The sequence below is a fragment of the Thiorhodovibrio frisius genome, assembly GCF_033954835.1.
Lineage (GTDB): Bacteria > Pseudomonadota > Gammaproteobacteria > Chromatiales > Chromatiaceae > Thiorhodovibrio > Thiorhodovibrio frisius.
Genome location: NZ_CP121471.1, coordinates 3872036 through 3896794, shown reverse-complemented (window position 1 = coordinate 3896794; position 24759 = coordinate 3872036). Strand labels below are relative to the sequence as shown.

Sequence of the window (24759 nt, the reverse complement as noted above, 5' to 3'; positions counted from 1 at the left end):
ATGATGCAGGGAAAAAATATACTGTTTTTCGGCGGGAGCGACTGGTGGTATCACAATCCATCATCGGGGATTCAGTTGCTGCGGGAGATGGTCGCCAGTGGTAATCAGGCGCTTTACGTGAACTCCGTGCCGTTGCGGATGCCGAAACCGGGCAAGAGCGGGAGCTGGTGCAGGTATAGAAACAAGTTCAAGAGTTATGCCAAGTTTCTGAAGCAGGCGGAAGACAACATCTGGGTGCTGACGCCCATCACCATACCCGGATTTGGTCATCAGCAGATACAGTATATTAATGAACGCTTGTTGCTTTGGCAGATCCGCTTTGCTATGAGAACAATCGGCTGGAAAGGCAAGAAGCCCGTGGTGATCTCCTCAACCCCGGCTGCGGCGCTGGTGTTGCCTGTCTTAAAGAGCAAGGTCAGGGTGATCGTATATTACCTGTGCGACAAGTTCGATAAATTTCGTGATATCGCTGGCAGTAACCTGATCTCCCCGATGGATAGCATGATGGTGTCGACCGCCGACTTGTTGGTCTGCGTGTCAAAAGAGATTCAGGCGGCTTATATTAACGATAACCCTCGTTGCTATTATGTCCCACATGGCAGTAATTTCGAGCTTTTCCACACGGCTGTTACTGATGAACTGCCGCTGCCTGAGGATATGCGCGATATCCGCAAACCGGTCATTGGCTACTTCGGAAGCGTTACCGAGTCGAATGACAAGGATATTCTTGAAGCGATTCTTAAAAAGCACCCGGAATGGAATGTGGTCCTGATCGGTCAGGTAGTGTCTGATTATTCGCGGCTCGAGCAGTATCCGAATATGCACTTCCTGGGCAAGAAGGAACTCGGGGAGATACCTGCCTACGGAAAGCATTTCGATGTATGCATCATGAACTGGGTGATGAACGAATGGATGCAATATTGTAATCCGGTCAAGGCTAAGGAGTACCTGGCCATGGGCAAGCCGGTGGTTTCGGTGCCGATTCCCGAGGTTGTTAATACAATGGGCGATGTGGTTGCGATCGCGGCCACGCCGGATGAATTTGTCGACAAGTTGGAACAGGAACTGGCGAACAATTCGCCGGAGCGAGAACGCCAGAGGGTCGAGAAGGTCAGAGGGGATACCTGGTATTTCCGGGCCGATGAGATTTCCGGACTGATAGAGAGCTTTATCGGTGGGGGGCGTTAGTGGAAGACGGACTTTACAGGTTTCTCGGGTTGTACAAGAAGTCGCCGCCCTGGGTAAAGCAGACGGTCGGGGCCTGCTATGGCATGCTACCTTACCGGGTTCGCTATGGCAGGAACTTCGATGTTTACCGCAGACTTGCAGCTAGCGCCCGTGGCTGGAATCGGGAGGAGCATGATGAATACCAGTTCCGCAAGCTGAAGCAGCTACTGGAGCATGCCTATAGCCATGCGTCTTTCTATCGCGAAACATACCGGGCTGCGGGTGTCTCCCCGGACGATTTCCGGTCGCTTGCTGATTTGCAAAAATTCCCCCCCCTTACCCGCGAACAGATCAAGAATCACCAGACCGATATGCTGGCCGACAACCTGTCGGAGGACGAGCGGTTGTACACATCAACTAGTGGTTCGAGCGGCGTCCCGCTCGAACTCTACCACCATAAGGATGTAACCCGGCCCAAGGAGCGCGCCTTTCTGCATGACCTTTTCCGCGATTTCGGCTTCCGCAAGGGTGATCGAGTCGTTGTGTTGCGAGGCGAGGTGATCGATGGAGACCGTCCCTGGTATTACGATCCAGTGGACTGCAACTTGATCCTGTCCTCCTACCGGCTGTCCGACGCGACTGTGGTGGCCTCCTGCGAGCGGATCAGGAGACTGAAGCCGGCGGCGATCCGGGGTTATCCCTTTATGGTTTTCAAACTGGTCCAGTTGATGATCCAGCATCGGATTGAGCCGTTCCGACTGAAATGCGTGATACTGGAATCAGAAAACATCTATGAGGATCACCGCCGTACTATCCAGGAGTTTCTCGGCTGTCCTGTATGCCATTACTACGGGCATACGGAACGCCTGGTGTTCGGCGGTAACTGCCGGTTATGCGATGAATATCATATCCATCCAGAATACGGACATATCGAAGTGATTCGAGAGGATGGCAGCCCGGCCGCCGAGGGCGAGGAAGGCGAGATAATCGCCACGGGGTTTGACAATCTCGTCATGCCGTTGATCCGCTACCGAACCCGGGATTTCGCCGTGCGCGGGGCCCACGGTTGTGAATGCGGGCGTAACTTTCTGATGTTGAGAAAGATCATGGGCCGCGCCGAGGAATTTGTGTTGCTTGCCAATGGCGAGCGCGTGCCCTTCCATAACCTGCTCGCAGGCATCCATGGCCGTACCTGGGGGCTGGTTTACAAGCTGCAGTGTGTGCAGAATGCGCCGGGAAGCCTGCATGTCAATGTTATGCCTGCAAACGGGGTCAGTGGCGAGCAAGCTGTGGCGGGCTTTGTGACCGAGATTCGCAAGCGCATGGATGGTAAGTTCCTGGCGCTCATTGGCCAGGTGGTGACTGATATCCCGGTGACACGCTCCGGAAAGACCAAACTGTTTATCCAGCAAGTCGAGGCCGCTGGCTGATGGGCGACTTAAACTTAGTTTTCGGCGGTGATGTCATGCTTGTGGAAAGTCCGGGGCGACAGCTTAAGGCGGGCGGCGGTCTTTATGCGCCCGAACTTGCATTAGCCCTGGGTGAGGCCGATCTCTTTTTTGCCAATCTGGAGTTGCCGTTCAGCGATAATTGTCTGAAGTCACGGAAGCTCACAGTCCAGTGCCGACAGTCCCATTGTTGAGCGGGTGCGTTGGAGTGACCTCGCCCCCGAAGCTTGACGGGGGAACTGCTTGAGCGCAGTATTGTCATTAGCCGTAGACTTGGCTGGAGGAGGCAGGCTCTCGTCCAGGTGCCTTGTACAAGGAAGTCGCCCCAATTCTATGACTAAATTTTCAATTGTGACTAATTTGTAGTGGCTCTATTTTAAGGGTTGTACGATTTGATAACCTGCGTGTTTGCGGGCGCTTCCGTTGTGAAACGTATGAAAGAGCTAACATTTGAGAGTGGAGATTATATAATGAGCATCTCATCAAGATTCTTATCTCAGAGCGCTGCATTCATTACCTTTTGTGGGTTACTAGGTTCCCAGTCGCTGCTTGGCGCTGATCAACTTTCGTTACGGGGGGGCGATGAAGTCGCAATACCGGTAAATAAAAACAAGTTTGGTGTGAACGGTGAAATTCTGTGGGCATCTAGCCACTTCCGCAATAACGAGGTTGCGAACACTATAGAGTCGAGCGCGATAAAGTTTATCAGATTTCCTGGCGGAAATTTGGGAAATTACTATTTAGCAGAAACTGGACTGTTTGGATGCAATAAGCCCTTGGGTGCAGACATTCAGGAATCCATAGATAAATATAATAACTCCGCAAAAATTAATTCCCCTGCGGAAAACGATCAAGATGAATATTCTTTGTCAGACTTCCTGGCGGTCGTCGAAAATTCAAGGTTGTCATACAGCTACGTCCTCAATATCGCATGTGAGGAAGAGCAAAAGACGCTTGATCTGCTTCGTCGCCTGAAAGCAGAACGATCGTCGCCAGCGTTGATTGAACTCGGGAACGAACTTTATTATGACAGATGGAAGTTTTTGGTCCCAGATGCGAAAGCTTATTCTGAAATCGTCGCAGAGATCGCGCCTAAAATTAGGGCTGAGTTACCGGACACGAAAATAGGGCTTCTAGTATCAGCATTAAACTTCAATGCAAACAGTTTACCGAACGCAGACGGCACACCACCTGATTGGTGGTCCACCGATGACACGGCATTCGATAACTTTGCTGCGGATTTTGAATTGGCCGACGGGCTTGTTGTGCATTGGTATAGCCAGGCGCAAACAGGCTGGGACGGTACTGACCTGATGTCCCACCAGACGGCATTTGAACGATCTTTCGATTATTTTCAAGCACGTTTCAAACTAGCGGTTAATTATCTGACTGCACTAGGTGACGAGAAAAAAGATATTTGGGTAACGGAGTGGGGGGTTTCGGGAACCAAGATAGAGTCAAATTTTGAGCAAAGCAGTTTTGCTGCGCTTTTTGCATCTGCAGGTCTTTTAAACATGTTGCTTGAGCCTTCTATAGGCTATGCAAATTATCACAGCCTTCTGTGGATGACGGATGACGTCAAGAGTTTTTATGCAGCGGACGCATTTCAGACCATATTTGGGCTTCTTGGAGAGGCTTCAGGGGTTAAGGAAGGCGTGTCCGCGAATGTAATGCCTCTTGAAGCAGTGATTACCACAGGTGCTGAGGCTGATTCAGAAAGCCATCGCGTTTTGGCTGCAACATTTATTAAGGCAGCTTCCGAAAATCATGACGTGGTAGTTTTAAATGGTGATGCGACTCCATATTCACTGGCATCTTATGATTTTACTGATTCGAAGCCTCGAACTATTGTAAGGCAGCGCACCGTTTTAGTGATTGGATCTGGGGTCAGAGTTGTCGATGAAACGCCAAAATCTTTATCAGATGTCGAGATTGCGCCATACTCCTTAACATTACTAGAGTTAAAAAACGAAAACTCACTATCCAGCCCGAGTAGTCTGAGACTAGTCAATTAGGAGCTCTTGTTAGGAAACGCTCATGGGTCTCCTACGTCTTCTATGGGCTCCAGCTTGACAGCCGATGCGCCCGGCATCACCTCCCCGCAGATAATAGTATCTACCTTGTAACAGGTTTTTGGGGACAATGTGGGCGCGACGCCCAGCGGAGCGGGGCTCGTGCCGGCCCGCAGCACGCGTCCGCCTATCCACAGAATTATGAGGCATGATGACGGAAACGACGTCGCTTTTCTCTGCTGCCGTTGGCTTGTCCGCGACCTAGGACCGCGCGCCGATAATGTCCTGGATAATCTGATCGACCCAAAGTGTCAATAAATCAGTAGGTTTGCTGGCCTTGGTTATCTGGATCAAATCCGGTGCGAGGTACTATTCGGTAAGGGGTGTGCCCATCGACCCCGCCACGGGGCACTTGGAGCTTGGCTATCGGCGTGGGGCGCGCTTTGCCTGCCCGCACTGCGAGGCCGAGCGCCAACCGGTGCATGCTACCGAGACTCGACAGTGGCGCCATCTGTACTTTTTTACCGTACGAAGCTTACTTGCAGGCCAAGCTGCTGCGGATACGTTCCGAGGGTCGTAGCGAGACCACGCGGGTTCCGGGGTCGTGGGCACGCGCGAACAGTTGTCTACTCCAATCTGATGGATGCGTTGATCGTCACCTTTGCCAAGGCGATGCCTCTTCATCACGGCCTCAGTGATGCTTCCTCCAGGGACCGCAACAAACGCACCCTGGGCAGCACCCTGATCACACGCATGAAGTTCAATCTGGTGGGGGGGCTCGCGTAGCCATGCCCATGGTCAAGACGCAGGAGTTTGCCAGCGTGCTGGGCGATGAGCGCATCACCTTGTTTAGTTCCTCCCAGGAGTGTCGGTTGATCACCTTTCGCACGCGCCAGAACCGACGCTTGGAGTTTTTTACCCATGATATCCGTCTTTTGGCTGGCGTTATCCCGTTTCTCTTTGTCCGCAGATTGAATGAGGAAAAATGCATTGACACCTGGAAAATGATTTTGCCCATGTCAATGCGTGGGGCAAAAGCCTGGTGGTTATCGATAATCAAGTCTCATTGCCAATTATCACCCATGTGCTCGTAACGCTCTTGCTGCACCGCCAGTTCGGTGCCGGGGGCGCGCGTGATCACAAGGCAATGCGCACAGGACCAGCTTCAGCGCAAAGCCACCGGTGCACCCGATGGCAGCGGGCGTCCGGCCTGGACGGCCCCGCCGTTTCGCTATACATCTAAGATTAGCCGTCAGGTGCTGAGGTTATTCAAACATTCCTTTCTCTCTCCGGCGTCTCCTGCGCTTTATGAGGATAAATTGCAGAGATTATTAAATGCGTACCTGTGCAAAGGAACCGGACACCGTTGATTAATACTATGTCTCTAAAATCTAGATTATTAAAAGGAGGTGTATGGGCATTAATCGGAAAGATGCTCGCAATGCTTTCGGGGATGGTCGTGCATGGCGCACTGGCCCGACTGTTGACACCCGAAGAATACGGTAACTATCTGCTGATCTTAAGTCTGGCGCTATTTCTGGGTCTGTTGGGTCAAGTTGGCCTGAAACAGGCTGTGCTGAGATGGGTTGCAGATTATTCATCCAAAAAACAATATCACTGTATTAACCGTGTAATAGCCTTCGCGGGCAAGATAGTTTTCATCGCATCACTTGTGCTTGCTTTACTGTGGGTGTTTTTAATCGATGATGTCGTGACGCATTTGTTTTTTTCCTCCCTGTCCGAAGTAGATTTGTCTGTCGTGATGCCCGTATGGATCGCGCTGATGGCTTTCCGATTGGTGATTATCGAGATTTATCGTGGTTTAGGTGATATTTTCAAAGCGACGTTATTTGATAGTGTTTTCACAAATGTCGTATTGATGGCTGCCTTGGTAATCCTAATGATACTATATTCGTCGCTGACCCTAGCATTCATTCTGTTTCTGGTATTGGGTGTCTACGCGATAAATTTTTTGGTATCCGCCGTGCTCCTTCCTGTTCCATTGTCAACGTCTGGACAGGGTTCTGATTCGGTGGATGTCGATCACGACGATAAGCCTTCGCTGATGTCAGCAGCCATGGTTCTATATGTGACCGACCTGTCTGTCTTTGCTTTAGCCCAATCAATGATATGGCTGGTCGGGAATCTCATGGGATCCGAGAATGTTGCGTTGTTTGCGGCAGCTCAGAAGCTGGTCAACTTGGTAGCTATGCCACTTCTGATTGTGAACTTGGTGATACCCCCATTCATTAGTGAGTTAAAAGCGACGGGAGATCATGAGCGGACGGAAAAAATCGTCAGAGGGATTTCCTCTTTGGTGGGTTTGCCAGCTTTAATCGTTCTGACAGTGTTTGTTTTTTTCGGTGATCTGGCTATGACGATTGTATACGGAAAGGAATATGCTTCGGCATCGTCTGTTCTGCTAATGCTTTCTATCGGGGCGTTGGCGAATGTTTTAACAGGCTCATGCGGTAAGATTTTATTGATGTATGGCTATCATAACATATTGATGAAAATTACCTTTTCCAGTGGTTTGATCAGCGTGCTATTCGGGGTAGTTTTGATCCAGTATTTCGGAATACTTGGCGCTGCGATAGCTGCGTCACTCGCAAAGTTGATTCATAACTTGTTGTCATTGTTCTACGCTCATAAATACTGTGGGATATGGACTCACGTTTCCGTCTTGCATTTTATGTTTGCCTATAAATCATTGAGGAGGCTCTAAGGGAATTCGTGTCAAGATAATGAACAAATCAATGCCGGTTCTTATCAATTCTCTGCCGAAATCAGGTACGAATTTAGTTGCGAAGTGTCTTGATATAATCGGTTATTCTCCTGTGACCGAGTCTACAACCAATAAGATATTTTCGCTTTCTTCGAGCGCGGTATTGCAGAAATCTATAGCCGCTAAGCTTAGGAGAGTCCTTTGGGGTGCTCGCTTGCAGCAAGGTTACCTTGTAGGTCTAGATTCTCCTGTTGAAATGTCACGGAAGGTTGTCCAGAACAGGTTGCTTTCAATGTCCGGTACCACATATTGCACTGGTCATTTGGGTTATACTGATGACATTCTCAATCTTTGCCTGGATAACGGTATCAGGCCTATTGTCGTGATTAGAGATCCAAGGGCAGTCATCGCGTCTCTCGTGCCATTCGTCATGCGTAGAGAGAGGCATATTCTCTATAAATACTATACTTCGATTGCTGAAGAAGACAGGTATAGAGCAGCATTGAAAGGGGTCCATCGTCTGAATTTAAACTACCAGTCGATGAGTGTTCGCTGTAATGCAATTCAAGGTTGGGTTTTTCATGAGGATGTGTTGCTTGTGAAGTTTGAAGATCTAATTGGGTCGAAAGGTGGTGGTAACGATAGTGATCAAATCAAAACTATCTCTGATATTTGTGCTCATATTGGCATAACACTAGATTCTTTTGATTCTGTTGCAGATAAGCTTTTTGGTGAAGGTAAGCATACATTCAGAAAAGGCAGGATTGATTCCTGGAAAAGTGAAATACCACCTCGAGTCATAGAAGAGATAGAATCTGATCTAAGTGATACGCTTTTGGCCTGGGGCTATAGGTAGGCGCGAGACGGAGAGATGGTCATCGACGAGGCTATCCGTAACGATCCCGAAGCGATTCTCAAGCGGTTTGATTCCGAGGATCGGCGCCGGGGGCTTGGTGCCAATGTCGTTGACTTAAGCGCCATCGCGCTGATTTTGCTAAAATTATCGCCTCGATTCCCTATTTTCAACCAATGGAGTACAACCAATGAAGCGCCACACACAAATTGAGCTAAAGCCAGCTGAAGTTGCGCATACAAAGTGTATTCCAAAATGTGTACACTGGGATTAATGGTTCACTTTCCAGCGCCGATTTTGTCGCGGAGCACCGCCTGAAAGCGGGCGCCTTCACCCGCCAACGCGATCTTCCCTTCGAACGCTTGGTGGCCTTCCTGATGAAACCCCGCGCGCGGAGCACCGAGACCGAACTGGCGAGTTTTTTCGCCGCGATTGAGGGCGAAGCCGTGGCCTCGGAGGTGCCGACGCGCTCGGCGGTGAGTAAGGCGCGCAAGGGGCTGGCCGCGTCGGTGTTCGAGGCGCTCAACCGCCAGGCCGTGGCGGGGTTTTTCTCTGGTTTCGGTCGCCCAACCTGGCATGGGTTCCGCTTGCGGGCGGTGGATGGGACGACCTTTCGCCTGCCCGATGGCGAGGACATTGAACGGTTTTTTGGGGCTCAGTCTAGCGGACCGGTGCTGGCCCGCGGTTCGCTGCTCTATGACCTGGATCTGGAGATGGTTCTGGACTTCGCCGTGGCGGCCTACTGTGTCAGTGAACTTGAGCTGGCGGTCGATCATCTCAAGGCGACCGCGCCGGGGGATTTGGTCATTTATGATCGCGGGTATCCGGCGCTTTGGCTGTTTGCTTTGCACCGGACCTTGGGGGTCGACTGCGTGATGCGCTTGGCGCGCAAACAGTTCAAGGAAGCCGAGCCGTTTTGGCACAGTGATGCGCCCAGTGCGCTGATCACCTTGCATCCCTCCGCGCAACAAGCGCGCGCGTGCCGCGACCAGGGGGCCGAACCCGATCGGTACTGGAGGAGACGCGGCTGCCGGCACGGTTGTTCAAAGACCTCTACCACCGGCGTTGGGGAGTGGAAGAAGGGGGCTATAAGGTCACCAAGGTGCGCGCGGAGATGGAGAATCTCTCCGGGCGCACGTCGCTGGCGGTGCGCCAGGACATGCATGCGAAGGTGCTGGCGATGAATCTGGCGGCCATGCTGCGCGCGGTGGCCCAGTTGGTGGCAAAGCGCCTGTACGAGACACGCCGGTTTGACTACAAGGTGCGCATGACCAGCGCCTTGTCCCACCTGAGCGATCAGTTGTTTGATCTCCTCTACGCCTCACCAAGCGGCTGCGCGGAGCTGATCACACGGATCATCCAACGCTTGTCACAAACCACTGAGCAAGTGCGCCCGGGGCGGAGTTTCCCGCGCCACACTCCCGGGCAGCGCAAGGCGGGATACCATATCCCGTACAAGCGGGTCGTCTAAAGTTGACGGCATTGGGCTTGGTGCAGCCACCATCGAAGCCTGGCTGGCCAAACTGCGCCGCGATCACTGAAGGGGCCTTTCCCGTCTTGATGGGTTGGCGCCTTTCATAGAGCATACAAAATGAACAATTTCTTTTGGAAACTCCATCGCCTGCGCGCCATGAGTCCACCCGAGATCGCCCATCGGGTGGTGGAAAAGGTTAGGAAATCGACCGCACGGGGCACCCTGGAGGGCTGGGAGCGCTATGCCAATCCTGGCCCCGTGCCTATGCTGCCCGGCCCCTGGGACAGCCTAGCGCGCGCTGTGCCGGAGCACGATTTAAACGCCAGAACCACCGCGCTGCTGGCGGGTGAATTCACCGCCCTCGGTCAAACCTGGCCGCCACGAGCGCCCGGATGCCTGTTCCCTGCGGAGCTGTGGCGACTGGATCCGGTGACCGGTGCCTCCTGGCCCGGGGCCGATGCGTATTGCTTCGATATTCCCTATCGCCATGAGCGCCGCTTGGGCGACATCAAATACGTCTGGGAAATCAACCGGCTCCAGTTTCTCCAAACCCTGGCGGCGCAGGTGGCGCGCACCGGAGATCCCCAGGCCCTGGCGGCCATCGAACAGGCCATTGCGAGTTGGTATGAGGCCAATCCGCCCTTTCGCGGGCTGGGCTGGAATTCTGGCATTGAGCTGGCGCTGCGCGCCATTACGCTGCTGATCACGGCGAGCTTGTGCGGGTCGCATCTCTCCGAGCCGACGGTGGCGCGGCTGCGCGCGCTGCTGCGCGCCCATGCGCTGTGGCTGGGGCGCTATCCGTCGCGTTTTTCCTCGGCGAATAATCATCGCATCGCCGAGGCAGCCGGGGAATTTCTGATCGCCCTCGCGCTGCCAGAGTGGCCGCAGGCGGCCACTCTGGAAGCACGCCATCGCCGGGTATTGGCACGCGAGGCCGAGCGTCAGTTCCATGCCGATGGCGTACCGGCGGAACAGTCGCCCACCTATGGCGCCTTCAGTGCCGAGTTGCTGTGGTGCGCGCAAGCGTCGGCGAGCGCTGCTGGGCGCCCCCTGCCGGCCGTCGTCGATGCGCGCCTGGCCGCTTTCGCCGAGTTCATCGCCTGGCTGCAGGATGCCGAGGGCCAAGTACCGGCAATCGGTGATGACGATGAAGGTCGGGTGCTGTGGCTGGATGCCGCCGAGCCGTCTTATCCGGTCAGCGTTTGCCGGCGCTTCGCCCTGCCAGCGGCTACGTCGCCAACAGGTCTTCATACCTTTACCGAGGGCGGCTACACCGTTGTTCGCGAGCAACGCGCCGGGCATAGGCTGGCGTTGCTCTTCGATCACGGGCCCCTGGGTTATTTGACCATCGCCGCCCATGGCCATGCTGATGCGCTGGCGATTCTTGTCACGCTCGATGGCAAGCCGCTGTTCGTTGATCCGGGCACCTATTTGTATCATTCCGGTGGCGCCTGGCGGGATTGGTTTCGCGGTACCCGTGCGCACAACACGGTTAATGTCGACGGTGTGGATCAGAGTCGCATCAGCGGGCCGTTCAACTGGTCGCACAAGGCGCGCGCGAGGCTGGAGTCCGCACGCGACGGAGCCGATTGGTCGATCACTGCTGCCCATGACGGCTATCGCAAGCCCTTTGGCGTTCTCCACCGCCGCACCCTGTCCGCGACCGATCAGGGCTTTGCCATTCATGATCGACTGGAGGGCGGCCTGATCGCGCCAGCGCGGCGGGCGGAAATCGTGTTTCAACTGGCGATGGACTGCGAGGCGCGCAGCGTTGGGGACGCGATCCTGATCAGGCGCGCCGGGCGTGACATTGCCACAGTGGCCTTTGATACGCCTGGCGATCTCTGTTTAGCGCAGGGCGGAGAGCTCGGCGAGGGTGGAGGCTGGATTTCCCCTCGTTTTGGTATAAAACTGCCGGCCACGCGCATTTCCTGGGTTGGTCGCATTCCCCAACAAGGCGTGACTTCTGCGATCAATTTGCTAGACACTTAATTTGCATTCGGCTCTCTTGCTTCGACTATCCTTGGGAAGTCATTCATGAATATTGATATTTTTGGACTCGGCTATGTCGGCGCTGTGTCGGCGGGCTGCCTGGCACACGATGGGCATCGAGTGATTGGCGTCGATCCTTCCGCGACCAAGGTCGAGCTGATTAACGCGGGTCAAACGCCGGTCATTGAGGCGGAGATCGGAACACTGATTCAGGAATCGGTTGAGAAGGGGCAGCTTAGCGCGACCATGGATTTCGCGTCAGCCATCGAGCAGACAGATGTCTCAATTGTCTGTGTCGGGACACCGAGCCAACTGAACGGCAGCTTGGATCTCTCGCATGTGCGGACGGTGTGTGAGCAGATTGGCGAGTCCTTGCGCCGGAAGGATGGTTTTCATGCCGTGGTGATTCGCAGCACCATTTTGCCTGGGACCATACGCCAGATTGTGATTCCGACGCTAGAGGAATATTCCGGCAAACGCGCGGGTGAGGACTTTGGTATTTGCCACAATCCGGAGTTTCTTCGCGAAGGCACCGCTGTAAAGGATTTTTATCAGCCGCCAAAAACGGTGATCGGCGAGCTGGATACGCGCAGCGGCGATATCCTGGCGGAACTCTACGGGCATCTCCCGGGGCCTTTGATTCGCACCGATATTGAAACGGCGGAGATGGTGAAATATACGGACAATGTCTGGCACGCCCTGAAGGTGGGTTTCGCCAACGAGATTGGCAACATCTGCAAGGCGTTGGAGATTGATGGGCATCGGTTGATGGACATTTTTTGTCAGGATACTAAGCTGAATCTTTCTCCCTATTACATGAAGCCGGGGTTTGCCTTCGGCGGCTCCTGTTTGCCGAAGGATGTGCGCGCCTTGACCTACAAGGCACGTAGCATGGATATTCCGGTGCCCATCCTGGATGCGATTCTGCCGAGCAATGCGCTGCAGGTGAAGAAAGCGTTTGACATGGTGGTGGCCAAGGGCCGTAAGAAGGTTGGCATCCTGGGTTTTTCCTTTAAGGCGGGGACCGATGATCTGCGCGAGAGTCCGGTGGTGGAGCTGATCGAGCGCTTGCTGGGCAAGGGCTATGAGCTGAAAATCTACGACAAGAATGTGAATCTCGCGAGTTTGGTTGGCGCGAATCGTGACTATATCCTTAATCGCATTCCGCATATTGCGCGCTTGATGGTGAAGGACCTCTCCGACATTCTTGCGCATGGCGAGGTGTTGATTGTCGGAAATGGCTCGGCGGAGTTTCAAGGGGTGCTCGGTCAACTCAAGCCGGATCAGGTGGTTGTGGATCTGGTGCGGATCAGCGATGGCCGCAGCGATGTGGCCTCCTATGACGGTATCTGCTGGTAAAAGCTGGCGCCTTATGGGCGTTGTCTCGGAGACGTAAGATGCGCGAGGAACCGAAGCAGCGTCAGCGGCGCGTTTTGATGATCGTTGAGAATCTGCCATCGCCTTTTGATCGGCGTGTTTGGCAAGAGGCCACCACCCTGCAGCGCGCGGGCTATCAGGTTGCCATTATTTGTCCGATTGGCGAGGGTTATGAGCAACGCGAGGAGCGGATTGATGGGGTGTGGATTTATCGCCATGCGCTGCCGCTCGAGGCCGATGGGGCGCTAGGGTATGCGCTGGAGTATGGGAGCGCGCTCTTTTGGGAATTTTATCTCAGTCTCAAGGTGCTTTTTCGTCACGGCTTTGATGTGATCCATGCCTGCAATCCGCCGGATACCATTTTTCTGATTGGCGGGTTCTTTAAGCTTTTCGGCAAGCGGTTTCTGTTCGATCATCACGATATCAACCCGGAGTTGTACGAAGCGAAGTTTAACCGGCGTGACGTTTTTTATCGTCTGATGCTATTGTTGGAGCGCTGGACTTTTCGCACCGCCGATGTCTCGATCGCGACCAACGAATCCTATCGAGAGATCGCCATTTCGCGCGGCGGCATGAATCCAGAGCGGGTCTTCGTGGTGCGCAGCGGGCCGGATGTGTCACGGCTGAAGCGGTTGCCACCCGTGCCGTCTTGGAAGAATGGGCGGCGTTATTTGGTGGGCTATGTGGGTGTCATCGGCAAACAGGAGGGCATTGATCATCTGTTGCGCGCGGTGCGGCATTTGGTGGCGGATCTCGGCCGGGAGGATGTGCATTTTGTGATTGTAGGCGGCGGGACTGAATTGGATTCGCTCAAGGCCATGGCGGGGGAGCTTGACGTTGGTTCCTTTGTGACGTTCACGGGGCGGGTGCCCGACAAAACATTGCTGGAAGCCTTGAACACAGCGGATATCTGCGTGAATCCGGATATAGCCAACGCGATGAATGACAAGTCGACCATGAATAAAATCATGGAGTATATGGCGCTTGGCAAACCGATAGTTCAGTACGATCTGACCGAGGGGCGACGTTCGGCACTGGATGCCTCTTGGTATGCGAAACCGAATGATATCGAGGATTTTGCATTAAAAATCCGCCAACTGCTGGATGATCCGCATGCGCGGGAGCGGATGGGGGCCTTTGGCATGGCGCGCATCGAAAACGAACTCGCATGGGACTATGAAGCCCCAAAACTCCTGGCGTCCTATGATTGTGTTTTCGAGACCAAGGCGCCGACCTAATGGCTGAGTCGTCATCCGCGTTTCGATTGAATCCTGATCATACGTTAGAGGACCAAGCATGAAGAACGCGCGCTTTTTACCACATTTTGCGATTGCCCTCGGGGCTGCCCTGCTGGCAATCGCGATCCTCTACTGGCCAGGCATCGCCGAACTGCTGCGCGACTGGAGCTCCCGCGAAGAATACAGCCACGGCTATTTCATCCCCCTGGTCAGCCTTATGCTGGTTTGGCAACAATGGCCAACGCTGGCACAGCTGCGCTTTTCTGGCTCTTGGAACGGCCTGGGCCTGGTTATCGTGGCGCTCTTGTTGCTGCTGATCGGCCAGCTGAGCACCATTTACCTGGTGGTGCATGTCTCACTGATTCTGCTGCTAACCGGGCTGGTGTGGGCGTTTACTGGGCTAGGGGCGATGCGCATCCTCTGGGTGCCGCTGATCTACCTGGTGTTCATGATCCCCTTTCCGCCGTTTTTGCATAACCAGATGTCGCTGGGCTTGCAGTTGCTGTCCTCCGAGATCGGCGTTTGGTTTATCCGGCTGTTCGGCATCTCGGTGTTCCTTGAGGGCAATGTGATCGACCTGGGCAGTTATCAGTTGCAGGTGGTGGATGCGTGCAGCGGCCTGCGCTATCTGTTCCCATTGATGAGCTTTGGGTTTTTGATTGCTTACTTCTTCAGGGCGCCTTGGTGGCAGCGGGTGATCGTCTTTGCTTCAACCGTGCCTATTACGGTGGCGATGAACAGTTTCCGAATCGGGGTGACGGGGCTGCTGGTGGAGTATTTTGGCATCGGCGCCGCCGAGGGCTTTCTGCACGATTTTGAGGGCTGGATTATCTTTATGGCGTGCACGGCGCTGTTGTTGGCGGAGGTGTGGCTGTTCGTGCGCTTCAGCGGGCATTTCCGGGAGAGTCGGTCTTTTGGCGCGGCGCTAGCGCTGGACTGGCCGGAGCCGTTGCCGGCGGGTTTTGTGCCGTCCGAGCGCTCGGTGCCTAAACCCTTCTGGGCGGCCGTGGCGCTGTTGGCGCTGACGGCTGCGACCATGCCTTTTCTGCAGGCGCGTCCGGTGGAGTCGTTGGCGCGGGAATCGCTGACGGTGTTTCCCGAGGAAATTGGCCAGTGGGAGGGGACTCCGGAGATCTTGCAGGACAACATCCTCAAGAGCCTGGATCTGACCGATTATTTTATCGGGGATTTCATCGGTGGCGGTGATCGGCGGGTGAATTTTTACGCCGCCTTCTATGATTCTCAAGGGGCTGGGGAATCGGCCCATTCGCCGCGCTCGTGCATCCCGGGCGGCGGTTGGAGAATCGAGGACTTGCAGCGGATCAGCCTGGATGGCTTGTTCGTGACGGGGCAGCCGTTGCGGGTCAACCGGCTAAAGATTCAGCGCGGTGAGGATAAGCAGCTGGTGTATTATTGGTTCCAGCAGCGCGGTCGGGTGCTGACGAATGAATATGCGGTGAAGTGGTTCCTGTTCTGGGATGCGCTGACGCGAAATCGCACCGATGGGGCGCTGGTGCGGCTGACAACGGTGATTCAGCCGTGGGAAGACTGGGCCGATGGCGATCGGCGGTTGCGTGAGTTTGCGGCTTTGGCGGTGCCCGAGTTGGGGCGGTTTATTCCGGACTGATTGGAGAGGCATTTCACGCGACCATTAAAGTCGCGAGAGCCGAGAGTCTTTCGTTGGTGGACGGGCGTTTGCCGATTGTACTAACATGTCGTCAATTGTTTGCTTTTGGGACTCTTGACATGCCCTCTGTCATCGCATCGGCCCGATCTTCCCGTCTTGGCTTGCGCGCCACCCCCGCACAGGAGGCCGTGCTGCGGCGCGCCGCTGAAGTCGCCCACAAGTCGCTGACCGACTTCATTCTTGACGCAGCCTACCAGGCGGCGGAGCAAACCCTGCTCGATCAACGCCTCTTCATGGTTTCGGGCAACCAGTACCAGGCACTCTTGGACATGTTGGATCGGCCCGAGACGGACAATCAACGATTGGCGGATCTGCTTTCACGCCGTCCGGTGTGGGCCGATACTTGAGTTTGTCGGCGCCTCAGCCGTTGGGTGTGGCGCATCGGCTGGAGGCGTTTGATTGCGGGCAGCCCGCCCTCACGACATGGCTGCGCCAATATGCGCGCCAGGCCCAAGGGAGCGGATCGGCGAGAACCTTTGTCGCTTGCGATCAAGATCGGGTGGCTGGCTACTATAGCCTGACTGTCGGCCAGATTGACACGCTGGAAGCTCCCGAGCGGATTCGTCGTGGTATGGGGCAGTACCCAATTCCCTTGATCATTTTGGCGAGGCTCGCCGTGGATTTGGATTATCAGAAGCGGGGTTTGGGTTATAGCCTGCTGCAAGACGCTATCATTCGTACAATTGCTGTCGCTGAACATGCTGGGATTCGGGCGCTGCTGACACACCCCATCAATGCTCGGGCCGATGCTTTTTATCGCCGGTTCGGTTTCGAGCCAACGCCATTGCAACACCGACAACTCATTTTGCTCCTCAAGGACGCGCGCCGGCTTGTCCGGCCCTAGCGCCTTTGACAGTGCTCGCGACCATGACAGGATTCAGCGGTGTGACAGCGCCGCGCGCTTTTGCTCGGTGTCGCGCTGGTCCTCAAGGTTAACCGCGATTCCCGCGACACCAGGTCACTGAATGACAACGGCATGATGATACCTGGTGGTGCATGTCTCGCTGATTCTGCTGCTAACCGTGCTGGTGTGGACGTTTCCGGCAGAATCGGTCCTTTGGCGCGGCGAAGATAAGCAGCTGGTGTATTTTTGGTTCCAGCAGCGCGGCCGGGTGCTGACTAATGAATATGCCGTGAAGTGGTTCTTGTTCTGGGACGCGCTAACCCGCAATCGCACCGATGGGGCGTTGGTGCGGCTGACCACGGCGGTTCAGCCTTGGGAGGATTGGCAAGACGGCGACCGGCGGTTGCGGGAGTTTGCGGCGCTGGCGGTGCCGGAGTTAGGGCGGTTCATTCCCGATTGAATAGCCGGCAAGCGGGCGGTTTGGTTGCGGTGTGTTGCGGGGGCCGTCCTGATGACTAGTTTGGCCAATGTGGCAGCAGCTTGGCATAAAAGCAGGCGACATGCTGAATGGTGTCGATGCGGAACCACTGCCGGGTGTATTTGAAGCGGATGCCGCCAAGTGCCAGGCTGGGGTTGGGGGCGGAGTAGATGGCGTCTTCGGTGTTGACCAGGTGCATGACCGACCAGGCGGCGAGTTGGATGGCAATCCAGAGGTGACGCGCGAGTGCGTCCTCGCCAATTTTGACGGCGAGTTCGTAGGCGCCGAGCAATCCTTCGCAGCGGGCGCCGTCGGAGTATGGGTAGTCGCCGAATTGGTAGTAAAAGGCGCCGGCGTAGTCGGGGTAGGGTGCGTCTTTTACAGTGTAGAGCCGGTCGACCATTTTGCGCGCGTCGGCAAAGACGAACTCGGCGTAAGAGGCATTGCGCATCTGCGGGAAGTCCCACAGCTCCATGATGCCCATCATCAGCCAGGAGTCGGACGGGACGGCTGTGTATTCCTCGGCGCGCTCGCGCGGGCGGATGACAAGCAGGTAATGGAGTGCCTTGCGCAGTCCGCTGAAGAACGGCTCGCGGTCTTTCGGCGCGGCGAGGTGCAGGTATTTGGCTAGACCACAGACGGCTTCTCCCGGGTAATAAAACGAGAAGTACTGATGGTTGTCTGCGGGCGTGACGGGGCGGTCGAGGTAGATGTTGTAGTAGATGAACTCGCCGGTCTCGGTAATCTGGTGCAGCAGGTGCCAGGCGAGCTGATGAATCCAGCCTTGGTATCGGGTGTCGCCTGTGAGTAGTTGGTATTCGCTGGCGAGATAGAGGGCGATGCCGGTCCCGCCGAGCTTGGCCTTTTTCTCGCTGAAGATAAAGGCGCCGGTTTTGCCTTCGTATTCGGCAAACCGGGTGCTGGCGACCAGGTAGTCGAGCGCGCGCACGATATTCGGCAGGGTGTCGCCGGTCTTGTTGGCTTTCTCGTGATAGATACAGGTCAGACCGCCGCCGGCGTGTCTGAGGATGTTGTAGAAGGGATTTTTGTCCGGGTCGCGTTTGGGGTGCTCGTGGTCGCGGCGCGAGTCGCGGGCGGCATCGTAGTAGTAAAGAAAGCGCCCGTCCGGCTGTTGGGTGTGCTTGATGTGCTTAATCGCCAGTTGCAACGCATGCTCGACCTTGTCCTTGGTCAGCGGCCCGACCAGCGGATAGCCGCGATACAGGCGCAGCCAGTGCTCGCCTGAGTGGCAGGACACATAACTTTCGGTCCGGAAGCGCAGAAACTTGGTGCGGCGCAGGTGCTCCTCGCTGTGCGACAGGCGAAGATAATCGCGCAGTTGCCCCATGCCCATGATGGAGCGCACATAGGCGTCTCCGGGCAGAAAAATCTGGGCTTTGCCTTGATTGTCTTTGAACAGTAAGCCGTCCAGGCCAATCTCGAAATGCCGGTCGCCGCTTTGGGCCATGCCGACGCGGTATATATCGACAGGGCGGGGTGGTTTGATCGTGAAGTCTATTTGCAGCCGGAATTCAGAATCTGCTAATAAAGGCAGTCGGGGGTGATTCAGAAGCCGGCTGAAAACGTTTGAAAATAACGGTGGGCCGATGTTTGTCGCGCTGCGGCTGACGAGAATCCGGCTGTGGCCGGGGGCATAGAGCACCAAGGTGAGTTGGCGATAGCGCTTGGGAAAGTTGGAGCTAGCAAACAGCGAATCTACGTCCGCCAGCGATGAAAATTCGCCAGCTTGACGGATGTTTGCTACCAGGTTCCTGAGCAGGTCTCTATCACCATCGCTGGGCTGATAGTGCGGCATCCGTTCCTCAGGAGCCTGAAACTGTGATTCGTCAAGTTCCAATTGTTTCGCGCTCATGCAGATTGGTGGGCGTACAACCGGATGTCCCCGCGAGCCATCCAACGCATTGTTTATCAATCAGTCGCTAGCGGGACGGTGAAGCAGGATACCAAGAAAAAGTTCCGACGGTCGTGGTTGTTCCCCGTGAGGGCGGTGGTTTTTTGGTTGGTGCTGATCAGGCGTCGGCCGATGGCGCGGGTGCCAGTATTGGGCCTCACTATCTTCCAGTGGACCGATGAATAGTCTTGACTATTTTCCATTCAATAATAGGACACTCATGTGATATCGGCGATTGTTATCGGTCGCACCGGCTGTATTGGTACCTTAAGGTGGTAACGGGTTGATTTGCGCTCACCAGTTCGGCTCAACACATCCAGGGCGACGAGATCAGCCAGATCGCGTGTCGCCGTGGCGGTCGTGGCACCTGTTATGCGGCGATAGTTTCCCGCACTGAGTCCCCCAGTGAACCCATCGGGGCCGGCGGCAAAAAGGCGGAGCACGGCTTTTTCCTGGCGTGGATTCAACTGACCTTGCACGCGATCAAACAGCCGCGTTTTCGCGATGGTGAATTCAACCAGCGCGAGGCTCCGCCGTTGCGCTTCAATCACCTTTGCGGCAAACCATAACAGCCAGTCGGTGATTTCCAGGCTTCGGCTGGCGGCTTCAAGCGCGGCGTAATAGGCCTTCCTGTGCGTCAACAGTGTGCTGGCAAGCGGAACCAGCGCTGGTTCGGAGGTTCCGGATGAGAGAATCTTCTCGGCGATGGCCCGGCCGATACGACCGTTGCCGTCCTCAAATGGATGGATGCTCTCGAACCACAGGTGCGCAATGCCGGCGCGCGTGACCGGTTGGAGATAGGCTCCGCCCACCTCCGTGTTCCGGAGCCACGCGAGAAAGCGCTCCATCTCCATGGGAACCCGGTCCGAAGGCGGTGCTTCAAAATGCACTCTTGGCGCATAGACGGCTCCCGAAACGATGCGCATCGGATCAGGGTGGGTGCGGTATGGGCCGATGGTTCCCAGATCGCGCCGGCCATTCATCAGCATGCGGTGCCAGTCACAAAGGCAAGCTTGATCGAGTGGATCAGCGAGGGAGCGATACAAGGAGCCCATCATCTCGGCGATGCCGGCCTCTGCGGCGCCCGACTTGCGCTGATCGCTTGCAAGACCGAATTGTCGGCGTATCGATGATTGGACGCTGTCCCGGTCGAGCACTTCGCCTTCGATCGCCGATGTGTCTACGGCGTCGCTGCTTAGAACATCGACAACGAGCGCATCACGGCCCTCCGGGCTGAGGTGTCGAGATGCGCCGATCATTATCCCTGCGCCCTCGGCAAAGAGCCTTTCAGCCCGGAGCAGTTTGTCCTGCGTCCAAGCAAAGTTTGGCCAATCCGCGTGCTGCCAGTTCCAAGCCATGATCGAAAACCGTGCTGTTTATCGATCATTATAGCGCGCGTCATGAGCGATAGCCGGACTTGGGCTACGCCGGCCAATGCGGCAGCATCTTGCAGTGTTTCTTAAAAGTCTGGGGCTGTGGACGTTGGCGGCTTCGCAGCTAGCGTCGAATGGAATTGGCAAGGCGGATTTATGCAGATTGTCAATTGAATTGCCAATTTGCATAGAAACTGCTCGCTTCCCTCGCTGGCGCGATTTAGTGCTCGTGTGGCGCGGCGGCTGGGAGGGGTTGGCCTGCGGCCAGTGCGCTTAGCGCTTTGTCGATCTCGGTCTCGCTGGTTTGGATGACGGTAATGCCCTGGGTGGCCATGCGTTCGATGAAGCGCTCGCCAGCGCCGCCGGTTAGTAGGTGGGTGAGGCCCTGTTCGAATAGCGGGTGTTCCGGTCCTCTGGTGTCGTGCAGGCTTTCGCCTTTGGGCAGGTCAAGGCGATCGCGCTCTGTGATGGTGCCGTCGGGGCTGATGTCGAACAGGATGAAGCGGCGGCTTTTCCCCGCATGGCTGGTGATGGTGCGGAAGTTCTGACTGCTGACGGCGATACGCATTAGGCGGCCTGCTGGGGGTTGGGGTTGTCGGAGTCGGCGCGGCGGAGTCCTTCGGCCCAGTCTTCCATGGCGGTGTTGGCGATTGGCATGGGGGTTTCCATAAAGCTGATCATGAAGCCTCGGGTGGTTTCGGCTACGCCGATGGAGCGTGGGCGCACGGCCAGGACCTCGGGGCAGGGCAGGGCGAGGCCGAAGCAGAAGATGACGTTCTTGGCGGCCAGGATGTCGCTGTCGACCTGGCCTTCTGGCAGGCGGCAGGTATGGGCGTAGTGATCGAAAACGGCGATGAAATGCGCGCAGCGGTGCGCCTCGATGCGCTCGTGCAGGTAGTCGCAGATGGCGTCGACAGAGTCGAAGTCGGTCTCGTCGCGGCCGATTTCCATCACGAAGAGCGGATATTTTTCGAATAGTAATTGGTGTTTCATCGCCTGTGTGCGTCCTGCGCCCGGGAGAGCGCTGTGGCAGCCCGTGGCTTTCTGAGTGGTTTTAACAATGGTGTTCAGACGTGTGGCACGCCGCCGATAGGCACCAGCAGATTGCCGACGATTGGGGAGGCGGTGGTCATGGGGTGGTCCCTGGTCAGCGGGGGGGGCGTTAACGCTGAGTGGCAATCTCGCGCATGGGGCGTTCGGCGCAGATTAGCGCTCGGCGCGAAGGGCCGCATTGAAAAGGCGCAATGCTCGCCGCTGGGCGGATCAATCCTCGGCAATGCGGCGCAGATTGGCGATGTCGAGCAGGAAGTTGTTGATGCGCGACTCGACGATCAGGCTCTCGCGCTTGAAGGCGGCGATGGTGCGGCTGGCGGTCTCGGTGGTGATGCCGAGCATGGCGCCCATGTCCTCGCGGCTGAACAACTGGCACTCGCTCGATTCGCGATCACGCACCAGACGCAGCAGCAGGCGGGCGACGCGTTGCCGGGCGGAGCCGGTGGAGAGTTCTGTCAGCCAGGCATCGGCCTCGTTCAGGGCATGCTGCCAGCGCGCCATGAGTTCGCGATGCAGGCTGGGGTTGTCTTGCGAGAGCTTCTGCACGGTGCGGGTCGGGAAGCGGCAGAGTTCGGTCGGTTGCAGCGCGATGGCGTCGTGCTGGTAGCCCTCGCCCAGCAGCGCCTCCAGACCGAGTACATCGGTGGCGCGCACGATGCGCACGATGCGCTGGCTGCCGTCGGCCAGATACTGTACCAGTTTGAGCGCGCCCGAGCGCACGGTGAACATGAATTCGCCCTGATCGCCGGTCTGGTACAGGGTGGTGCCGGGTTTAATGCTGGATTGTTCGATCGGCTCGTGAATGGTCTCGAAGTCTGTTTCTTGCAATCCGGCAAAGAGCACCGACTCCCGCAGGGCGCAGCTGCGGCAGTCGGCCTCTCCGGCCCAGGCTTCGTGAAAGGTGATGGGCTTGCTCATGCGGGTCACGGCCCCTGTATTGGTGTTGGATAATGGTGCCATCGCTCATGGCGCCTTGCCATCCCGGAGGATGTGTTACTTGGTTTTGTGGTCAGCCGAGGCTGGCAATGCGTCCTGTCATTGCAATTTGGTGGTTGCTGGCTCGCCGGCCGGGTGCTTGGGCAGAAGTGTAACGGATTTTGCCGCTGCTGTTGTCAGGCATGGGTGTCATCCTGCGCTATCATGGTGGATTGTCGCGAAGGCGCGGAACCCGCCACCCAAAAAGCTCTGACTGACGCCCATGCCCATTTTATCCCTGCGCGCCCTGTCCCTGGCCTATGGCGCCGAGCCACTGCTCGATGGCGTCGATCTCGATATCGAGACCGGCGAGCGGGTGTGTCTGCTCGGGCGCAATGGCGCCGGAAAATCCACCCTGATGCGCATCATCGCGGGCGAGATTCAGGCCGATAGCGGCGAGATGCGTCTCGGCCCCGGACAGCGGGTCGCGCGTTTGGCGCAGGAGGCACCGCCCGGTGGCGAGGAAAATGTGCTGGAGGTGGTCGCCGCCGGCTTGGGTGATCTGGGGGCTCTGGCCGGGGAATACCATCGCTTAAGCCAGCGGGTCGGTCAGGGCGCCAGCGCGGGCGAGTTGGAGCGCCTGGCGGTGGTGCAACAGCGACTGGAAGCCGAGGGCGGCTGGGAGCTGGAACAGCGCGCCGAGCGGGTCATCACCCGCCTGGGGCTGGATGCCGAGGCACGCTACGCGTCTCTGTCCGGCGGCTGGCGACGGCGGGTGCTGCTGGCCCAGGCACTGGTGCGCGAGCCGGATCTGCTGCTGCTCGACGAGCCTACCAACCATCTGGACATCGAGGCCATCGAGTGGCTGGAAGATTTTTTGCTGAGCTATCGCGGCGCGCTGCTGTTCATCACCCATGACCGGCGCTTTCTCAGACGGCTGGCGACGCGCATTCTGGAACTCGACCGCGGTCGGCTGACTGACTGGCCAGGCGACTATGCCAATTATCTGCGCCGGCGCGAGGAGCGCTGGCATGCCGAGGACTTGGAGCGCGCGCGTTTTGACAAAAAACTCGCCGCCGAGGAGGTCTGGATTCGCCAAGGCGTGCAGGCGCGGCGTACCCGCAACGAGGGACGGGTGCGTGCACTGGAAGCCCTGCGCCAAGAGCGCCAGCAAAGACGCGAGCGCGGCGGTCAGGCGCGTCTGCGCATCGACAGCGGAGAGCGCAGCGGACGGCTGGTGGTCGAGACCCAGGACTTAAGCTTCGCCTTCGGGGATCGACCCATCGTCACTGGGCTGGATACCACGATTTTGCGCGGCGACCGGGTTGGTCTGATCGGGCCCAACGGTGTCGGCAAAACCACCCTGCTGAAGCTGCTGCTCGGCGAGCTGGAACCCGATAGCGGACAGATTCGTCGCGGCACCCGGCTGCAGGTGGCCTATTTCGATCAACTGCGCGCGCAGCTCGACCCCAATCTGAGTGTTTGCGACAACCTCGCCGGCGGGCGTGAGCGTATCGAGATCGCCGGCAGCAGCCAGCATGTGCTGGGCTATCTGAAGGATTTTCTGTTCGAGCCCGAGCGCGCGCGCCAACCGGTCGGCGCCCTGTCCGGTGGAGAGCGCAACCGCCTGCTGTTGGCCAAGCTGTTCACCCTGCCGGCCAATCTCTTGGTGCTCGACGAACCCACCAACGACCTGGACGCCGAGACGCTGGAGCTGCTCGAAGAGCGCCTATACGCCTTCGACGGCACCCTGCTGATCGTCAGTCACGACCGCGAGCTGCTGGATAATCTGGTCACCTCCAGTCTGGTGTTCGAGGCCCCAGGGCGGGTGGTCGAGTCCGTCGGCGGCTATCAGGACTGGCTGCGCCAGCGCCCGGCGTCGGCAGCGCCCGCCAGTGCGCAATCAGCGGACAAGCCCCCGGTCGCGCCCAAAGCGCCAGCCAAGCGCGCGCCGACCAAGCTCGGCTACAAGGACCAGCGCGAACTCGACGCCCTGCCGGCCCAGATCGAGGCACTGGAGCAGGAACAGCAGGCGCTGGAACAACAGCTCGCCGATCCGGTCCTCTATCAGCTTGGCGATGCCCAGACCCGCGTCGCCGAGGCCAGCGCGCGCATGGATGCGGTCGGCCAGGAACTGGCCCAATGTTACGAACGCTGGGTGCTGCTGGAAGAAAAACAGGCCGCCTGCAACCCGGACTGACCACGGACTTC

The 24759-nt window shown here is 56.8% G+C and carries 23 protein-coding genes and 2 pseudogenes; 20 read left to right on the top strand and 5 right to left on the bottom strand.

Annotated elements, in window-relative coordinates:
• From Thiofri_RS17760 to Thiofri_RS17680, 19 genes and pseudogenes are all read left to right on the top strand, one after another.
• Positions 1-1188, top strand: coding sequence for a glycosyltransferase (locus Thiofri_RS17760; protein ID WP_009147543.1), 1188 nt, complete (start codon positions 1-3; stop codon positions 1186-1188).
• On the top strand, positions 1188-2597 hold the full coding sequence (locus Thiofri_RS17755; protein WP_009147544.1) for a phenylacetate--CoA ligase family protein: 1410 nt from the start codon (positions 1188-1190) through the stop codon (positions 2595-2597). Before Thiofri_RS17760 ends, Thiofri_RS17755 begins: the two co-directional genes overlap by 1 nt.
• 488 nt (positions 2598-3085) lie before the next feature.
• A complete protein-coding gene (locus tag Thiofri_RS17750; protein ID WP_009147545.1) occupies positions 3086-4630 on the top strand; it encodes a hypothetical protein in 1545 nt (514 codons plus the stop codon).
• 382 nt (positions 4631-5012) lie between these two features.
• The gene (locus Thiofri_RS24865; protein WP_190275776.1) at positions 5013-5207 is read left to right on the top strand and encodes a transposase family protein; all 195 of its coding nucleotides are present in this window, start codon (positions 5013-5015) and stop codon (positions 5205-5207) included.
• A gap of 59 nt (positions 5208-5266) precedes the next feature.
• Positions 5267-5413 (top strand): hypothetical protein, encoded by a 147-nt coding sequence (locus Thiofri_RS17745; protein ID WP_190275777.1) that lies wholly within the window; start codon positions 5267-5269, stop codon positions 5411-5413.
• A 2-nt stretch (positions 5414-5415) separates the two neighbouring features.
• A complete protein-coding gene (locus Thiofri_RS17740) occupies positions 5416-5721 on the top strand; it encodes a hypothetical protein (protein ID WP_009147546.1) in 306 nt (101 codons plus the stop codon).
• 284 nt (positions 5722-6005) lie between these two features.
• Positions 6006-7352 (top strand): lipopolysaccharide biosynthesis protein, encoded by a 1347-nt coding sequence (locus Thiofri_RS17735; RefSeq protein ID WP_083848415.1) that lies wholly within the window; start codon positions 6006-6008, stop codon positions 7350-7352.
• Positions 7353-7371: 19 nt separating this feature from the next.
• The gene (locus Thiofri_RS17730) at positions 7372-8208 is read left to right on the top strand and encodes a sulfotransferase domain-containing protein (RefSeq protein WP_009147548.1); all 837 of its coding nucleotides are present in this window, start codon (positions 7372-7374) and stop codon (positions 8206-8208) included.
• Between the two features lie 15 nt (positions 8209-8223).
• Positions 8224-8418, top strand: a complete 195-nt coding sequence (locus tag Thiofri_RS17725) for a hypothetical protein (RefSeq protein ID WP_009147549.1) — start codon at positions 8224-8226, stop codon at positions 8416-8418.
• Positions 8419-8582: 164 nt separating this feature from the next.
• A pseudogene (locus tag Thiofri_RS24860) lies at positions 8583-9125 on the top strand (transposase); the annotation flags it as partial.
• Positions 9126-9184: 59 nt separating this feature from the next.
• Positions 9185-9334, top strand: a pseudogene (locus Thiofri_RS24855) (IS4 family transposase); the annotation flags it as partial.
• Between the two features lie 30 nt (positions 9335-9364).
• Positions 9365-9676 (top strand): hypothetical protein, encoded by a 312-nt coding sequence (locus Thiofri_RS17715; RefSeq protein WP_040854739.1) that lies wholly within the window; start codon positions 9365-9367, stop codon positions 9674-9676.
• Between the two features lie 120 nt (positions 9677-9796).
• Positions 9797-11671: a heparinase II/III family protein gene (locus Thiofri_RS17710; RefSeq protein ID WP_009147551.1), complete on the top strand. Its 1875-nt coding sequence runs from the start codon at positions 9797-9799 to the stop codon at positions 11669-11671.
• A gap of 45 nt (positions 11672-11716) precedes the next feature.
• A complete protein-coding gene (locus Thiofri_RS17705; RefSeq protein ID WP_009147552.1) occupies positions 11717-13030 on the top strand; it encodes a nucleotide sugar dehydrogenase in 1314 nt (437 codons plus the stop codon).
• A gap of 38 nt (positions 13031-13068) precedes the next feature.
• The gene (locus tag Thiofri_RS17700; RefSeq protein WP_009147553.1) at positions 13069-14286 is read left to right on the top strand and encodes a glycosyltransferase family 4 protein; all 1218 of its coding nucleotides are present in this window, start codon (positions 13069-13071) and stop codon (positions 14284-14286) included.
• A 58-nt stretch (positions 14287-14344) separates the two neighbouring features.
• On the top strand, positions 14345-15913 hold the full coding sequence (gene xrtD / locus Thiofri_RS17695; protein ID WP_009147554.1) for a VPLPA-CTERM-specific exosortase XrtD: 1569 nt from the start codon (positions 14345-14347) through the stop codon (positions 15911-15913).
• 119 nt (positions 15914-16032) lie between these two features.
• Positions 16033-16320: a type II toxin-antitoxin system TacA family antitoxin gene (locus Thiofri_RS17690; protein ID WP_009147555.1), complete on the top strand. Its 288-nt coding sequence runs from the start codon at positions 16033-16035 to the stop codon at positions 16318-16320.
• 2 nt (positions 16321-16322) lie between these two features.
• On the top strand, positions 16323-16817 hold the full coding sequence (locus Thiofri_RS17685; RefSeq protein WP_223296680.1) for a GNAT family N-acetyltransferase: 495 nt from the start codon (positions 16323-16325) through the stop codon (positions 16815-16817).
• A gap of 148 nt (positions 16818-16965) precedes the next feature.
• A complete protein-coding gene (locus Thiofri_RS17680; RefSeq protein WP_223296681.1) occupies positions 16966-17277 on the top strand; it encodes an exosortase C-terminal domain/associated protein EpsI in 312 nt (103 codons plus the stop codon).
• Positions 17278-17332: 55 nt separating this feature from the next.
• Here Thiofri_RS17680 and Thiofri_RS17675 read toward each other — a convergent pair whose 3' ends face one another.
• The 5 genes from Thiofri_RS17675 to Thiofri_RS17655 all read right to left on the bottom strand — a co-directional run bounded on the left by Thiofri_RS17675 (position 17333) and on the right by Thiofri_RS17655 (position 22551).
• Positions 17333-18763: a hypothetical protein gene (locus tag Thiofri_RS17675; RefSeq protein ID WP_143741803.1), complete on the bottom strand. Its 1431-nt coding sequence runs from the start codon at positions 18761-18763 to the stop codon at positions 17333-17335.
• Positions 18764-19425: 662 nt separating this feature from the next.
• Entirely contained in the window at positions 19426-20565 is a 1140-nt protein-coding gene (locus Thiofri_RS17670; RefSeq protein ID WP_009147559.1) for a Fic family protein, read from the bottom strand.
• 235 nt (positions 20566-20800) lie between these two features.
• Positions 20801-21148 (bottom strand): NifB/NifX family molybdenum-iron cluster-binding protein, encoded by a 348-nt coding sequence (locus Thiofri_RS17665; RefSeq protein ID WP_009147560.1) that lies wholly within the window; start codon positions 21146-21148, stop codon positions 20801-20803.
• Positions 21148-21573, bottom strand: a complete 426-nt coding sequence (locus tag Thiofri_RS17660) for a DUF6858 family protein (RefSeq protein WP_009147561.1) — start codon at positions 21571-21573, stop codon at positions 21148-21150. Before Thiofri_RS17660 ends, Thiofri_RS17665 begins: the two co-directional genes overlap by 1 nt.
• Positions 21574-21843: 270 nt before the next feature.
• Positions 21844-22551 carry a Crp/Fnr family transcriptional regulator gene (locus tag Thiofri_RS17655; RefSeq protein WP_040854750.1) on the bottom strand — a complete coding sequence of 236 codons (708 nt, stop codon included), beginning with the start codon at positions 22549-22551 and terminating at the stop codon, positions 21844-21846.
• A 280-nt stretch (positions 22552-22831) separates the two neighbouring features.
• On the opposite strand from Thiofri_RS17655, the gene Thiofri_RS17650 reads away from it, so the two are divergent.
• Positions 22832-24748 carry an ATP-binding cassette domain-containing protein gene (locus Thiofri_RS17650; RefSeq protein WP_009147563.1) on the top strand — a complete coding sequence of 639 codons (1917 nt, stop codon included), beginning with the start codon at positions 22832-22834 and terminating at the stop codon, positions 24746-24748.
• The last annotated feature ends 11 nt before the right edge of the window (positions 24749-24759 follow it).

Bases quoted from the DNA above. Each gene is read 5' to 3' on its own strand.
- Thiofri_RS17665 (WP_009147560.1), bottom strand. From the start codon at position 21,148: ATGCGTATCGCCGTCAGCAGTCAGAACTTCCGCACCATCACCAGCCAT.
- Thiofri_RS17660 (WP_009147561.1), bottom strand. From the start codon at position 21,573: ATGAAACACCAATTACTATTCGAAAAATATCCGCTCTTCGTGATGGAA.
- Thiofri_RS17725 (WP_009147549.1), top strand. From the start codon at position 8,224: ATGGTCATCGACGAGGCTATCCGTAACGATCCCGAAGCGATTCTCAAG.
- Thiofri_RS17655 (WP_040854750.1), bottom strand. From the start codon at position 22,551: ATGAGCAAGCCCATCACCTTTCACGAAGCCTGGGCCGGAGAGGCCGAC.
- Thiofri_RS17670 (WP_009147559.1), bottom strand. From the start codon at position 20,565: ATGGCTTGGAACTGGCAGCACGCGGATTGGCCAAACTTTGCTTGGACG.
- Thiofri_RS17710 (WP_009147551.1), top strand. From the start codon at position 9,797: ATGAACAATTTCTTTTGGAAACTCCATCGCCTGCGCGCCATGAGTCCA.
- xrtD (WP_009147554.1), top strand. From the start codon at position 14,345: ATGAAGAACGCGCGCTTTTTACCACATTTTGCGATTGCCCTCGGGGCT.
- Thiofri_RS17690 (WP_009147555.1), top strand. From the start codon at position 16,033: ATGCCCTCTGTCATCGCATCGGCCCGATCTTCCCGTCTTGGCTTGCGC.
- Thiofri_RS17705 (WP_009147552.1), top strand. From the start codon at position 11,717: ATGAATATTGATATTTTTGGACTCGGCTATGTCGGCGCTGTGTCGGCG.
- Thiofri_RS17715 (WP_040854739.1), top strand. From the start codon at position 9,365: ATGCATGCGAAGGTGCTGGCGATGAATCTGGCGGCCATGCTGCGCGCG.
- Thiofri_RS17735 (WP_083848415.1), top strand. From the start codon at position 6,006: ATGTCTCTAAAATCTAGATTATTAAAAGGAGGTGTATGGGCATTAATC.
- Thiofri_RS17760 (WP_009147543.1), top strand. From the start codon at position 1: ATGATGCAGGGAAAAAATATACTGTTTTTCGGCGGGAGCGACTGGTGG.
- Thiofri_RS17745 (WP_190275777.1), top strand. From the start codon at position 5,267: ATGGATGCGTTGATCGTCACCTTTGCCAAGGCGATGCCTCTTCATCAC.
- Thiofri_RS17740 (WP_009147546.1), top strand. From the start codon at position 5,416: ATGCCCATGGTCAAGACGCAGGAGTTTGCCAGCGTGCTGGGCGATGAG.
- Thiofri_RS17730 (WP_009147548.1), top strand. From the start codon at position 7,372: ATGAACAAATCAATGCCGGTTCTTATCAATTCTCTGCCGAAATCAGGT.
- Thiofri_RS17675 (WP_143741803.1), bottom strand. From the start codon at position 18,763: ATGGCCCAAAGCGGCGACCGGCATTTCGAGATTGGCCTGGACGGCTTA.
- Thiofri_RS17700 (WP_009147553.1), top strand. From the start codon at position 13,069: ATGCGCGAGGAACCGAAGCAGCGTCAGCGGCGCGTTTTGATGATCGTT.
- Thiofri_RS17750 (WP_009147545.1), top strand. From the start codon at position 3,086: ATGAGCATCTCATCAAGATTCTTATCTCAGAGCGCTGCATTCATTACC.
- Thiofri_RS17650 (WP_009147563.1), top strand. From the start codon at position 22,832: ATGCCCATTTTATCCCTGCGCGCCCTGTCCCTGGCCTATGGCGCCGAG.